The organism is uncultured Clostridium sp. (assembly GCF_963527835.1).
In the GTDB taxonomy this organism is placed as follows: Bacteria; Bacillota; Clostridia; order Clostridiales; family Clostridiaceae; genus Clostridium.
Genome location: NZ_CAURTC010000002.1, coordinates 69,587 through 83,988, shown reverse-complemented (window position 1 = coordinate 83,988; position 14,402 = coordinate 69,587). Strand labels below are relative to the sequence as shown.

Annotated in this window: 11 protein-coding genes; all 11 read left to right on the top strand. The window is 29.1% G+C overall.

Translation table 11 applies throughout. The annotated features are described in order from the left end of the window. Nucleotides 1–10: 10 nt before the first annotated feature. Nucleotides 11–805 (top strand): phosphatidate cytidylyltransferase, encoded by a 795-nt coding sequence (locus tag RYM86_RS01655; protein WP_315076966.1) that lies wholly within the window; start codon nucleotides 11–13, stop codon nucleotides 803–805. A gap of 261 nt (nucleotides 806–1,066) precedes the next feature. Then, a complete protein-coding gene (locus RYM86_RS01650) occupies nucleotides 1,067–2,035 on the top strand; it encodes an AI-2E family transporter (protein WP_315076963.1) in 969 nt (322 codons plus the stop codon). 50 nt (nucleotides 2,036–2,085) lie between these two features. Next, nucleotides 2,086–3,243 carry a 1-deoxy-D-xylulose-5-phosphate reductoisomerase gene (locus RYM86_RS01645; RefSeq protein WP_315076961.1) on the top strand — a complete coding sequence of 386 codons (1,158 nt, stop codon included), beginning with the start codon at nucleotides 2,086–2,088 and terminating at the stop codon, nucleotides 3,241–3,243. 6 nt (nucleotides 3,244–3,249) lie between these two features. Next, on the top strand, nucleotides 3,250–4,278 hold the full coding sequence (locus RYM86_RS01640; protein ID WP_315076958.1) for a M50 family metallopeptidase: 1,029 nt from the start codon (nucleotides 3,250–3,252) through the stop codon (nucleotides 4,276–4,278). A gap of 11 nt (nucleotides 4,279–4,289) precedes the next feature. Next, the gene (gene ispG / locus RYM86_RS01635; RefSeq protein WP_315076955.1) at nucleotides 4,290–5,339 is read left to right on the top strand and encodes a flavodoxin-dependent (E)-4-hydroxy-3-methylbut-2-enyl-diphosphate synthase; all 1,050 of its coding nucleotides are present in this window, start codon (nucleotides 4,290–4,292) and stop codon (nucleotides 5,337–5,339) included. A 70-nt stretch (nucleotides 5,340–5,409) separates the two neighbouring features. Next, nucleotides 5,410–9,804, top strand: coding sequence for a PolC-type DNA polymerase III (locus tag RYM86_RS01630; protein WP_399547057.1), 4,395 nt, complete (start codon nucleotides 5,410–5,412; stop codon nucleotides 9,802–9,804). A 283-nt stretch (nucleotides 9,805–10,087) separates the two neighbouring features. Continuing rightward, complete coding sequence (gene rimP / locus RYM86_RS01625) at nucleotides 10,088–10,549, top strand: ribosome maturation factor RimP (RefSeq protein WP_315076952.1); 462 nt, start codon at nucleotides 10,088–10,090, stop codon at nucleotides 10,547–10,549. 17 nt (nucleotides 10,550–10,566) lie between these two features. Next, nucleotides 10,567–11,721, top strand: coding sequence for a transcription termination factor NusA (gene nusA, locus RYM86_RS01620; RefSeq protein WP_315076949.1), 1,155 nt, complete (start codon nucleotides 10,567–10,569; stop codon nucleotides 11,719–11,721). Nucleotides 11,722–11,735: 14 nt separating this feature from the next. Next, a complete protein-coding gene (gene rnpM, locus RYM86_RS01615; RefSeq protein ID WP_003372910.1) occupies nucleotides 11,736–12,002 on the top strand; it encodes an RNase P modulator RnpM in 267 nt (88 codons plus the stop codon). Continuing rightward, entirely contained in the window at nucleotides 11,995–12,315 is a 321-nt protein-coding gene (locus tag RYM86_RS01610; protein ID WP_315076942.1) for a ribosomal L7Ae/L30e/S12e/Gadd45 family protein, read from the top strand. The genes rnpM and RYM86_RS01610 overlap by 8 nt, the downstream gene beginning before the upstream one ends. Before the next feature lie 19 nt (nucleotides 12,316–12,334). Beyond that, nucleotides 12,335–14,398 (top strand): translation initiation factor IF-2, encoded by a 2,064-nt coding sequence (gene infB / locus RYM86_RS01605; RefSeq protein WP_315076940.1) that lies wholly within the window; start codon nucleotides 12,335–12,337, stop codon nucleotides 14,396–14,398. Nucleotides 14,399–14,402 lie beyond the last annotated feature (4 nt).

Genomic DNA, 14,402 nt, shown 5'->3' with positions numbered 1-14,402 from the left:
GTGACTGTTTTTGAAATCTAATAATAGATACTTAGGTGCACTTATGATTGCTCCATTTATAATATTTATTTTTCTTGGAGGAATTTATCTTAAATCATTTGTTATTTTATTATCAGCAATGGGACTTTGGGAATTCTACAATGCTCTGAAAAAGAAGGAATTTAATCCAATATCAGTTTTTGGATATGCATTATTAATTATGTATTATTTATTAAATAATGATTTTAATATAATGATGTATGTAATAGTTCTTGCCATGTTTATATTGTTGATTATTCCAGTAATAAATTTAGATTATACATTTATAGATGTTTCTTTAACATTTTTAGGTTTTATATATGCTGGTATTTTATTTAGTTTTGTATATTTAGTTAATGCAAAACATCATGGAGAATTTTTAGTTTGGCTTATATTTATAGGATCATGGATGACAGATACAAGTGCATATTACTCAGGAAAGTTTTTAGGTAAACATAAACTTTGTCCAAAGGTTTCTCCAAAGAAAACAATTGAAGGATCTATCGGAGGACTTTTAGGAGCAATTTTATGCTGTGGTATATTTGGAATTATAGTTAATAAATATGTATATGTCATGCCTTTATATCATTATTTTATCATAGGCGCTTTGTGTGGTGTGTTTAGCCAGTTTGGAGACTTAGTAGCCTCTTCGATAAAAAGATACGTAGGAATAAAGGATTATAGCAATTTAATACCTGGTCATGGTGGAATCTTAGATAGATTTGATAGTATAATTTTTTCATCAACAGTAGTATTTTATTATTTAACCTTTATAGTTGTAATTTAATATTTATTAAAAAATCCGTGGATTTAAATTTAAATCCACGGATTTTTTTATTTTTATAGAAAATTAAATTTATTTGCTAAGGCTATGTTTTAAATAGGTGTTGATATATGCAATAGGTAAAGTGACATTTCTAAGTTCAATTACTCAATCAACTTTGATTACGTACATATAAATACTCTACTAAAATATAGGATTTGTTAAAGATAAATAATAATTAAATTGTTACTTAGAGCATATATTATAAAAAGTGATTTTAGGGTGGTGTATACTATTTTTGAAAAATACAAAAAGATAATATCTTTAACAATCTTACTTTTTATAACACTTATAATTACATATACTATAAAATATTATTTTAAGCCTTTTTTAGCTATGATATTTATATTTATAATAGCCAGTCCTCTATATAAAATTATGATAAAATTTAATATTCCAGATAAAATTTCAGGGGCTTTAAGTATTGTTTTAGTTAATATATTTTTAATATTAATTATATTATACCTAGGCAATGAAATATTCAATGTATTTCAAAAGATATATTTAAGTAATGTAAATACAATAAATAAAATTATACAAGATATATCATTAGAACTTGATTTGCAATTAAAAAAGCTTGATTTAGGAAAGAGTGTGATTTCTATAATAAATCAAGAAAGCATAAGACGAGGAGCATTAACTACAGGTGAAGGAATAATAGCCTATTTTATAGGGAATATATGTGCTTTTTTTATATTAGTTGATGGTGAAAAAATAAAAAAAATAATTTTAATGTTATTTCCAAGTGAAATGATTAAAAAAATAAAAAAACAAAAAGAAAATTTTAGCCAAATGTTTATTATAGAAATAATCTTAGTATTAATATCAACACTTGAGATTATAGGGGGATTTTGGATATTAAATGTATCTAATTATTTTATATTAGGAATACTTTGTGGTATTTTAGATGTGTTACCTTATGTAGGAACTATAATTGTATTTATTCCAATTATAATATACAATATTGTAATGAAAGAGTATCTTACTGCATTTGGACTTATGTGCTTATATATATTAGTTCAAGTCATAAGAGAAATTTTAGAAGCAAAATTTTTGAGTGATAAACTAGATATACATCCTTTAATTATATTGATTTCTATATATATTGGGGTAGAGGTATTTGGAATTTTAGGAATACTAGTTGGACCTATGTACAGTATTTTGGCAAAGGAAATAGTATATAGTTCTAGTTAAACAATTTATAAAATTAGTAGCATTTTATAATATACTTTAGGAGGAAAGAAATGAAAAAGCTATCTATATTAGGGGTTACAGGTTCAATTGGAACTCAAGCCTTAGACGTAATAAAAAAATCGAATGGAGAATTAAAACTAATTGGGGCAACTGCAAATTCTTCAGTAAATAAAATGATTGAAATTATTGAAGAATTTAATCCTAAATATGTAGGTATGATGGATAAAAATTCTGCAGATAAATTAGAAAAATACTGCAAAGAAAGAAATAAGCAAACAATAGTTTTATCTCAAATGGAGGGCCTTAATAAAATAGCATCTTTAGAAGAAATTGACATAGTTTTGACATCTTTAGTTGGTATGATAGGCTTAGAGCCAACGTTAGAAGCGATAAAAGCAAAAAAAGATATAGCACTTGCAAATAAAGAGACATTAGTTGTTGCAGGTGAACTTGTTATGAGTGAAGCTAAAAAAAATAATGTTAAAATACTTCCTGTTGATTCAGAGCACAGTGCTATTTATCAATCTTTAAGAGGAAATGATTTAAAGACTTTAAATAAAATAATACTTACAGCGTCAGGTGGACCTTTTAGAGGCAAAAAATTATGTGATTTAAATGATATAGGTGTAGATGATGCATTAAATCATCCTAAGTGGAATATGGGTAGAAAAATTTCTATAGATTCTGCTACTTTAATGAATAAAGGTCTTGAAGTAATAGAGGCACATTGGCTTTTTGATTGTGATTATGATAATATACAAGTTGTTATTCATCCTCAAAGCATAGTACATTCTATGGTTGAATACTGTGATGGAAGTATAATAGCACAACTTGGAGCAGCAGATATGAGACTGCCAATACAATATGCTTTTAATTATACAGAAAGAAAAAATTTAATAGCAAAAACATTAGATTTTTATGAAATATCACAGTTAACTTTTGAAAAGCCGGATTTAGAAACTTTTAAGCCATTAAAATTAGCATTTAAAGCAGGAAAACAAGGTGGACTTATGCCAACTATATTAAATGGTGCTAATGAGGCTGCAGTGGCATTATTTTTAGAAGAAAAAATTGAGTTTTTAGATATATTTAATATTATAGAAAACTGTATGAATACATTTGAAGAAGAAACTAAAAAGCCTTTAACTTTAGAAAATATAATTGAATTAGATAAAAAAGTTAAAAAATATGTAGTAGATATGAGATAGGAAAGGATGAACAATATGAGTCTAGTAGCTATACTAGGGGCTATTTTAGCGTTTAGTGTTTTAATAATCGTACATGAACTTGGTCATTTTACATTAGCAAAATTAAATGGAGTAAGAGTAGAGGAATTTGCTATAGGAATGGGTCCTAAGGTGATTTCTAAAAAAGGAAAAGAAACAACATATTCATTACGTCTATTTCCTATTGGCGGTTTTGTAAATATGATGGGTGAAGAAGAGGCAGTTCAAGATGATAGAAGTTTTTCAGAAAAATCGCCTCTTAGAAGGATAAGTATTATAATAGCTGGAGCTGTAATGAACTATATATTGGCAATGGTAATATTTGCGTGTATTGCAGGAAAATTTGGATACAATGTGCCAGAGATAGCAACTGTTATTCCTGACTATCCAGCAATAGAAGCAGGACTTCAAGAAGGTGATAAATTCTTAAAAATAGATGGTTCAAAAGTTTTTACAGTAGATGATGTTACAACAGGAATACTTATGGCGAAGGGTGAATCAGTAGATCTTACAGTAAAAAGAGGAGAAGAAATTAAAAACTTTACTGTAAAACCTAAGCTAAGTGAAGAAAATCAATATATGGTAGGTATAGGCTTTGGGGCAGAAACTAATCCAAGTATAGGTGCTAGCTTGAAACATAGTGTTAATCAAACAGCTTCTTTAGTATCTCAAACATTTAAAGGTCTTAAAATGATATTTACAGGAAATGCAAATTTAAAAACAGATGTTGGAGGCCCACTTACCATAATAAAGATGTCAGCTAAAACTGCTGAAAATGGTATATGGACTTTAATGAGATTCGTTGGATATATAAGTGTTAGTTTAGCAGTATTTAATATGTTACCATTCCCAGCTTTAGATGGAGGCTGGACAGTAATACTATTAATTGAATTAATAACAAGGAGAAAAGTTCCAAATAAGATAGTTGAAACTTTAAATTATGTAGGGTTTATGTTGCTTATAGGTCTTATGGTTTTAGTAACCATAAAAGATATCATTTTCCCTGTTAAGTTTTAGGAGATGAAAAAATGGAAAGAAGAATTTCAAGAAAAGTTAAGGTTGGAAACATTTATGTTGGTGGAGATGCACCAATAACTATTCAATCAATGACTACTACTGATACAAGAAATGCAGAAGATACATTAAATCAAATAAATGAATTATACAAAGCTGGATGTGATATAGTTAGATGCGCAGTGTTAGATATGGATGCAGCTAAGGTGTTAAAGGAAATAACAACTAAATCGCCAATGCCAGTAGTTGCTGATATACATTTTGATTATAGATTAGCACTTGAGTCAATAGAAAGTGGTGTATCTGCATTAAGGATAAACCCCGGAAATATTGGTAGCGAAGAAAAAGTAAAAATAGTTGCAGAAAAATGTAAAGAAAAAAACATACCTATAAGAATAGGCGTTAACTCTGGCTCTTTAGAAAAGGACATTTTAGTTAGAGATGGAAAACCTACAGCACAAGGTTTAGTTGAAAGTGCTTTAAGACATGTTAAAATTTTAGAAAAATTTAATTTTTATAATATAGTTATTTCAATAAAATCATCGGATGTTAGGATGATGATAGATTGCTATAGACTAATAGGAGATAAATGTGACTATCCACTTCATTTAGGTGTTACAGAATCGGGAACTGTAACTAAGGGAACAATAAAATCAAGTATAGGAATAGGAACTCTCTTAGCAGAAGGCATAGGAGACACTATAAGAGTATCTTTAACTAGTGATCCTGTTGATGAAATTAAAGTTGGAATAGAGATACTTAAGTCATTAGGATTAAAAAAAGGTGGAGTAAACTTTGTATCTTGTCCTACATGTGGAAGAACTCAAATTAACCTTATTAATATAGCAAATGAAGTTGAAAAAAGGTTAGAAAATTGTAATAAAGATATTAAAGTTGCTGTTATGGGATGTGTTGTAAATGGTCCAGGAGAGGCAAGAGAAGCAGATATTGGAATTGCAGGAGGTAAAGGTGAAGGAATCATCTTTAAAAAAGGCGAAATAATTAAAAAAGTTAAAGAAGAAGAGTTAATAACTGCTTTGATGGAAGAAATAAATAATATTTAGTTTAGAAGATAAAAAGGATATTTTGTGATTTATAAATTAAGCATTATAATATAAAAAGAAGTGTAGGGGGATGAAAATCCCTCTATTTATTTCTTTAGAGAGGAGAGTGGTTCTTATTAGTCAAGACTTTATAAAACAATTAACAAAAGAAATTAATAAGAATGAAATTTTAGAAAATAAAGAAATAAGACTATTAAGATTTCAGTTTTATAAAAAAAGTCAAATATTAAAAATAGTGCTGAAATCATTGGAATCACTTACAAGTCAAGAAGAAGAATATTTGAAAAAGTTAATTATAGATAATTTGGGATTTAATATAGATATAGAATTTTTATGTTATTTAGATGTTAACAATACATCATTAGAAGAAATTAACTCAAAATATTGGATTAATGTTGCAGAAGAAATAGCAAAGAAACATCCTCTATGTCGTTCTATATTGTATTCAAAGAACAGAAAAGTTGATGAAAAAGTTATAAATATATATTCAGGAAATGAAACTTTAATAAATCATGCTTTAAACAAGAAAATAGATAAATTGCTTCAAAATAATATAAAAGATATTTTTAGTATTTCAACAAAAGTTAATTTTAGTTTTGATTCTAATTTAATGATTGGTGAAGAATATGAAACAAGCAAAAAAGAAGAAAATATTAAAATAATAAAAGAAGTTATGAATAATAGAAGTGTAAGTTCAGGTGGTTCTAGTTCACAAGTATCTAAAGCACAAAAATCTGGTGAAAATAATTATAGAAAAAATGATAATAAACCAAATTATGCTTCTTATAAGAAAGAACCAAAGGATGAAAATACTATTCTTGGAAGAGGTATAAGGATGGAATCTACCCCTATAAAAGATATAGATGAAACAACGGGATATGTAGCTATTATAGGTGAAATTTTCAAAACAGATATTATAGAAACTAAAACAGGAAAAACCATATTAACCTTTTATATTACAGACTATACAAGTTCGATCACTGTAAAGTGTTTCTTAAAACCTCAAGAAAAAGAAGCGGTATTAGATGAAGTCAAAAAAGGGCTTTATTGTAAAGTTAGAGGTGAAGCTGTATTTGATACTTATGCAAGAGAAGTAGTAATAATGGGTAGAGATATAGCTAGAATGAAAAAAATTCATAGAATGGATGGAGCTCAGGAAAAGAGAATAGAACTTCATCTTCATACTAATATGAGTAGTATGGATGGTATTACATGTGCATCTAAAATAATAGAAACTGCTGCAAAATGGGGGCATGAAGCAATTGCAATAACAGATCATGGTGTAGTGCAGGCATATCCAGAAGCACAAATTGCTTCTAAAAAAAATAAAATAAAGATATTATATGGAGTTGAAGGTTATTTAGTTAATAACGGGGTTCCTCTTGTAATAAATGAAAAAGGTTATACATTGGATGATACATTTGTTGTTTTTGATTTAGAAACAACAGGATTTTCCCCAATTAATGATAAAATAATAGAAATTGGAGCAGTTAAGATTAAAAGTGGTGAAATTATAGATAAATTTAGCTGTTTTGTTAATCCAGAAAGAGATATTCCATATAAAATAACACAACTTACAAGCATTGATAATAATATGGTTAAAGATGCAGACATAATAGAGAACATACTTCCGAAATTTATGGAGTTCTGTGAAGATACTGTAGTAGTTGCACATAATGCAGCATTTGATACTGGTTTTATAAAGAAGAATTGCAGAGATTTAAATATAAACTTTAATCTTCCAATATTGGATACAGTTACATTGTGCAGATTTTTATATCCTGAATTAAAAAAGGTTAAACTAAATATAGTTGCTAAATTCTTGGGAATTTCTCTTGAAAATCATCACAGAGCAGTAGACGATGCAAAAGCAACAGCAGATATACTTTTAAAATCTTTTGAGAAGATAGAAGAGGAGTTTGAAATAAATGATTTGAAATCCTTAAATGATTTGTTTTTATCAAAAGTGGATATAAGAAAGCAACCAACTTACCATATTATTATTTTAGCTAAGACGCAAGCAGGATTAAAAAAATTATACAAATTAATATCTAAATCTCATATAGATAATTTCTTTAGAAGACCAAGAACACCAAAGACTCTACTTTCTGAATTTAGAGAAGGCCTAATTATAGGGTCTGCATGTGAAGCAGGAGAAGTATATAAAGCTGTATTAGAAGGACGAAGCGATGATGAAATAAAAGAAATTATAGAGTTTTATGATTATGTTGAAATTCAACCTATAGCTAATAATAATTTCCTTATTGCAAAAGGGTCAGTTAAAGATGAAGAAGAATTAAGAGAGATTAATAGAAAAATATATAGATTAGGTAAGGAATGCAATAAACCTACTGTTGCTACAGGTGATGTACATTTCTTAAATCCTAATGATGAAGCTTTTAGAAAAATAATTATGGCAGGGCAAGGCTTTTCTGACGCAGATAATCAGCCACCACTTTATTTAAAAACAACAGAAGAAATGTTAAAAGAATTTTCTTATTTAGGAAAAGATATTGCAAAAGAAGTTGTTATTGATAATCCAAAAAAAATATCTGATAGTATAGATGTGTTAAAGCCAATACCCGATGAAACATATCCACCTAAAATCGAAGGTGCAGAAGAAGATATAAAGAATATGACATTAAATAAAGCTCATGCTATTTATGGAGAAGTTCTTCCAGAGGTAGTTCAAAAAAGACTAGATAAAGAGCTTAACTCTATAATAAATAATGGATATGCCGTATTATATCTAATAGCGCAAAAGCTAGTTGCTAAATCTACGGAAGATGGTTATTTGGTTGGATCAAGAGGATCAGTTGGATCTTCATTTGTAGCAACAATGTCTGATATTACTGAAGTTAATGGATTACCACCGCATTATGTATGTCCTAGGTGTAAGAAATCTGAATTCTTTTTAGACGGTTCCATAAGTTCAGGAGCAGATTTACCGGATAAAAATTGTCCTGATTGTAATGTACCATATATAAAAGATGGTCATGATATACCGTTTGAAACATTCTTAGGCTTTGAAGGTGATAAAGAACCTGATATTGACCTTAACTTTTCAGGAGAGTATCAAGGTGTAGTACATAGGTATACAGAAGTACTATTTGGTAAAGGTCATACATTTAAAGCAGGAACAATTGGAACAGTAGCAGAGAAAACAGCCTATGGATATGTAAAAAAATATTTAGATGAAAGAGAGATTATAACCTCTTCAGCTGAAATAGAAAGACTTACACTGGGTTGTACAGGGATAAAAAGAACTACAGGACAGCATCCAGGTGGAATAATGGTTGTACCAGCTGATAATGAAATTTATAATTTTTGTCCTATACAACATCCAGCTGATGATAATGATACAGATGTTGTAACAACACATTTTGATTATCATTCAATTAGTGGTAGACTATTAAAATTAGATATACTTGGTCATGATGATCCTACTGTTCTTAGAATGTTACAAGATTTAACAGGACTTGATCCGAAAACAATACCTTTAAATGATGAAAAAGTTCTTAGTCTTTTTACATCGCCAGAAGCATTAGGCGTTACAAAAGAGGAACTAGAATGTGAAGTTGGAAGCTATGGACTTCCTGAATTTGGCACTAAATTCGTAAGAGGAATGCTTGTTGATACACAGCCTAAGACTTTTGCAGATTTAGTAAGAATATCAGGACTTTCACATGGTACAGATGTTTGGCTTAATAATGCTCAATATTATATAAAAGAAGGCTTTACTACATTAAGAGATTGTATAGCAACAAGAGACGATATTATGGTTTACTTAATGTATAAAGGACTGCCACCAAAGAACGCATTTACAATAATGGAAAAAGTAAGAAAAGGAAAAGGTCTTTCAGAAGATGATGAAAAACTTATGAAAGAACATGAAGTACCAGAATGGTATATTGGATCATGTAAAAAGATAAAATATATGTTCCCTAAAGGTCATGCGGTTGCATATGTAATGATGGCTGTTAGAATAGCATATTACAAGGTATATTATCCAGAAGCATATTATGCAACGTATTTTACAGTTAGAGCTGATGATTTTGATGCGAATTTAGTATGTCTTGGAGACGGTGCTGTGCATACAAAACTCCAAGAATTATATGAGCTTGGAAATAATGCAAGTGTAAAAGACAAGGGATTAATAACTGTATTAGAATTATGCTTTGAGGCCTATAAAAGGGGAGTGAAATTTTTAAGAGTAGATTTATATAAATCAGAAGGAATAAAATTTAAAATTGAAGATGGAGCACTTCGTTTACCATTAAATTCTTTGCCTGGAGTTGCGGATAATGCAGCCAAAAATATAGTGGAAGCAAGGGTAAAAGGTGAATTTATATCTAAAGAAGATTTAAGAATAAGAGCAGGGGTTTCAAAAACCGTTATAGAAAGTTTAAGCAGTCATGGATGCTTAGATGGTTTATCAGAAACAAATCAATTATCTTTATTCTAGAAATACTAAGACTTAAAAATATACCTTTAGCTTAAAATAAAAGAATGAATTAATATCTAAAATTCAAGCTTTTATTTATAACTCTTGTATTTATCTATTATTTATGATATTATGTACTTAGTTTTTAATGTCAATAGGCTATAAAAGTGGAGTGGGAAATTACCCGCTCTTTCTATTTGTAACGCAACTACTTTAATATAGTTGCGTTTTTGATTATGATTTTATAATTAAAAACGAATGCATTAATTTTAAAACTGAATATAGCAGAGGAGGTTTCATAAATTTGAGAAAAGATATGTTACTTGAAAAAGTAGAAGAATTAGTTAAACCAATAGTAGAAGAATTATCATATGAGTTATACTATTTGGAATATGTAAAAGAAAATGGCGAATATTATTTAAGAATTTATATTGATAAAGAAGAAGATAGTATATCACTAAATGATTGCGAAAAAGTTTCAAGAAGAGTTAGTGAAATGCTAGATGTTGAAGATCCAATTGAAGATTCATACTATTTAGAAGTTTCTTCACCTGGATTAAATAGAGGACTTTATAAAGAAGAACATTTTAAAAAGTTTATTGGAAGAGAAGTTTTAGTAAGATTTAATGGATCTTTAGAAGGTATGAAGAAAATACAAGGTATATTGAAGGAAGCGGACAATGAGTTTATAACAGTTGAGGGAGAAAAAGAATTAAAAATTCCAACTGAAAAAATAAAAGGGGCAAACTTAGAGGGAGAAATATAAATAAGGAGGAGATTAAAATGAATGAGGAGTTTGTAGGGGCTCTTAAAGAGATAGTAAAGGAAAAAGGAATATCAGAAGATTTACTTTTTACTACTATTGAAGATGCAATGGTTGCTGCGTATAAAAAGAATTATGCAAATTTAAATACATCAGCGCAAAATGTTAAGATAAGTATAAATAGAGAAAATGGGGAAATTCACGTATATGCTCAAAAAATGGTTGTTGATGAGGTGTATGATGAAGTAACAGAAATTTCATTAGAAGAAGCCAAAGCAATTAATCCTAAGTATGAAGTAGATGATATTGTGGATTTAGAAGTAACTCCTAAGAACTTTGGAAGGGTAGCAGCTCAACTTGCAAAGCAAGTAGTTACACAAAGAATTAAGGAAGCTGAAAGAAATATAATTTATAGTGAATATAAAGAAAAAGAATTTGATATAATAACAGGTACTATATTAAGAAAAGATAAAGGTATGGTTTTTGTTAGTTTAGGCAAGATTGAAGGTATAATAGGTCCTAATGAACAAATGTCAAATGAAGACTATAGATTTAATGAAAAGTTGAAATTATATATAGTTGAAGTTAAAAATACTTCAAAAGGAGCTCAAGTTCATGTCTCAAGAACACATCCAGGTTTAGTTAAGAGATTATTTGAATTAGAAGTTCCAGAAATATTCAATGGAGTAGTTGAAATTAAGAGTATTTCAAGAGAAGCAGGATCAAGAAGTAAGATAGCTGTGTATTCTAATGATGAAGAAGTAGATGCAATGGGAGCTTGTGTAGGTCCTAAAGGTGTTAGAGTTCAAAACATAGTAAATGAACTTAAAAATGAAAAAATAGATATAATAAAATGGAGTAAAGATCCAGCAGAATTTATTTCTAATGCATTAAGTCCAGCAAAAGTAATAAGTGCAGAAGTAAATGAAGAGAGCAAATCAGCTAAAATAGTAGTTGCTGATGATCAACTTTCATTAGCTATTGGTAAAGAAGGCCAAAATGTAAGACTTGCAGCAAAACTTACTAATTGGAAAATAGATATAAAAAGCAAGTCACAACAAGAAGCTTTAGAAGCAGAAGAAGAAAAGGCCATGGATCAAGATATAGATATGTCAGAAGAAGCTATAGAAAATGTAGCTGAATTAGATCTTAAATGTGAAGATATAGAAGAATAGGCGAGGTGTTTTTAATGAAAGTTAAGAAAATTCCTCTAAGAATGTGCACAGGTTGCATGGAAATGAAACCTAAAAAAGAACTAATAAGAATAGTAAAAAGTCCAGAAGGTGATATATCAGTTGATTTAACTGGTAAAAAATCAGGTAGAGGTGCTTACATTTGTAGAGATATAGAATGTTTCGAAAAAGCATTTAAAGCTAAAAGATTAAATAGAAACTTAGATAGCTCTATAAGTGAACAAATATATGAAAGACTAAAGGATGAAATAGAAAATGAATAAATTCTATAATTTTTTAGGTATTGCAAAAAAATCAGGAAATTTGTTAGAGGGTTATAGTAAATGTGACGATTTAAGAAATAAACTTGATATTTATTTATTTATAATATCTAATGATTTATCACAGTCTTCAAAAGAAAAATTTATAAAACATTGTATTCAAAGAAATATACCATATATTAATAGTTTCTCCAAAGAAGAATTAGGAAGTCCTATTGGTCGTGATCAAATTATGATACTAGGAATCCTAGATAAAAATATGGCAAAAAAATTGCTTAAAATATATGAGGAGGAGAAACAATATATGAGTAGATAATAATAACGGGGGTGACTTTATGTCAAAAATAAGAGTATACGAATTAGCAAAAGAACTTAATGTGAGTTCAAAAGATTTAATAACATTATTAATGGATGAGTTTGGTGTGGAAGTTAAAAATCATATGAGTGCCATTGAGGATGAAGAAGCTCAATTAATCAAAGAATTATTAGCAACTAAACCAGAATATGCTCAAGGAAGTTCAGAAGAAGCAAAAAGTTTAGTTGATGAATATGAAGAAATTCTACAAAACGAACTTAACAAAGCTAAAAAGAAAAGAAAAAAGAACAAAAGAGAAGATAAAGATGATGAAAATGAAGAACTTGAGACTGAAGTAATTGAAATTGGAGAAACTATTACAGTTAAGGAATTAGCTGAAAAATTAAATAAACCTTCAAATGATGTTATCAGAACATTAATTTTCTCAGGCGTTATGGCAGCAATAAATCAAGAAATAGATTTTGCAACAGCTGAAAAAGTATGTGAAAGCTATGGTGTAATACTAGAAAAGTTAGAAGTTACAGAAGAACTTGAAGCAGTTGAAGCTGAAGAAGATGATGAAGAGAATCTTGAAAAGAGACCACCAATAGTAACTGTTATGGGTCACGTTGACCATGGTAAAACATCTTTACTTGATGCTATAAGAAAAGCAAAAGTTACTGATACAGAAGCAGGTGGTATAACTCAACATATAGGAGCTTACACTATAAATATAAATGGTGAAGAAATTACATTCTTAGATACTCCAGGCCATGAAGCTTTTACAGCAATGAGAGCACGTGGAGCACAAGTAACAGATGTAGTTATATTAGTTGTTGCAGCTGATGATGGAATCATGCCTCAAACTAAAGAAGCAATTAATCACTGTAAGGCAGCTGGCGTACCAATGGTTGTTGCTATAAATAAAATTGACAAACCAGGTGCAAATCCAGATAGAGTTAAACAAGAATTAACAGAACATGGATTAGTAGTAGAAGAGTGGGGCGGAGATACTATATGTGAAGAAGTATCTGCAAAGAGCAATTTAAATATTGAAAAACTACTTGAAATGGTATTACTTACAGCTGAAATGCTTGAACTTAAAGCTAACAAAGAAAGAAAAGCAAAAGGAACAGTAATCGAAGCTAAGCTTGATAAGGGTAGAGGTCCAGTTGCTACATTATTAGTTCAAAATGGTACTTTACATGTTGGTGACGCAATTATTGTAGGATCTACATATGGTAGAATAAGAGCAATGTTTGACGATACAGGTAAAAAAATCAAATCTGCTGGTCCATCAATTCCAGTTGAAGTTTTAGGTCTTTCAGAAGTTCCAGAAGCTGGAGATAGATTTAATCAAGTGAAAGATGAAAAAACAGCTAGAATAATGGCAGATAAGAGAAAAGATAAAGAAAAATCTGACTCATTAATGAGTGGTAATAGAGTTTCTTTAGAAGACTTATATAGTCAAATTAAAGAAGGAAAAGTTAAAGAACTTGGTATAATAGTAAAGGCTGATGTTCAAGGATCAGTTCAAGCTATTAATCAATCACTAGAAAAACTTTCAACAGATGATGTTAAAGTAAGAGTAATTCATGGTGGTGTTGGTGCAATAACAGAAACTGACATAACTTTAGCAACTGCTTCAAATGCAATAGTTATTGGATTTAATGTAAGACCTGATAATAATGCAGTAGCACAAGCTGATAAAGAAAATGTAGAGATAAAAACTTATAGAATAATTTATGATGCCATAGATGATGTTAAATCAGCTATGATAGGAATGCTTGAACCAGAGTATAAAGAAGTGATTTTAGGATCAGCAGAAGTAAGAGAAACTTATAAGATTTCAAATGTCGGAACAATTGCTGGTTGTTATGTATTAAATGGTAAGCTTCAAAGAAATGCTGAAACAAGAGTTATAAGAGATGGTATAGTTATTTTTGAATCAAACTTATCATCATTAAAGAGATTTAAAGATGACGTTAAAGAAGTAAATACTGGATATGAATGTGGATTGACAGTAGAAAAATTCAATGACGTTAAAGAAGGCGATATCCTTGAGTGCTTTATGATGGAGGCAATCAAGAGAAAAGAGCTATAAAGAG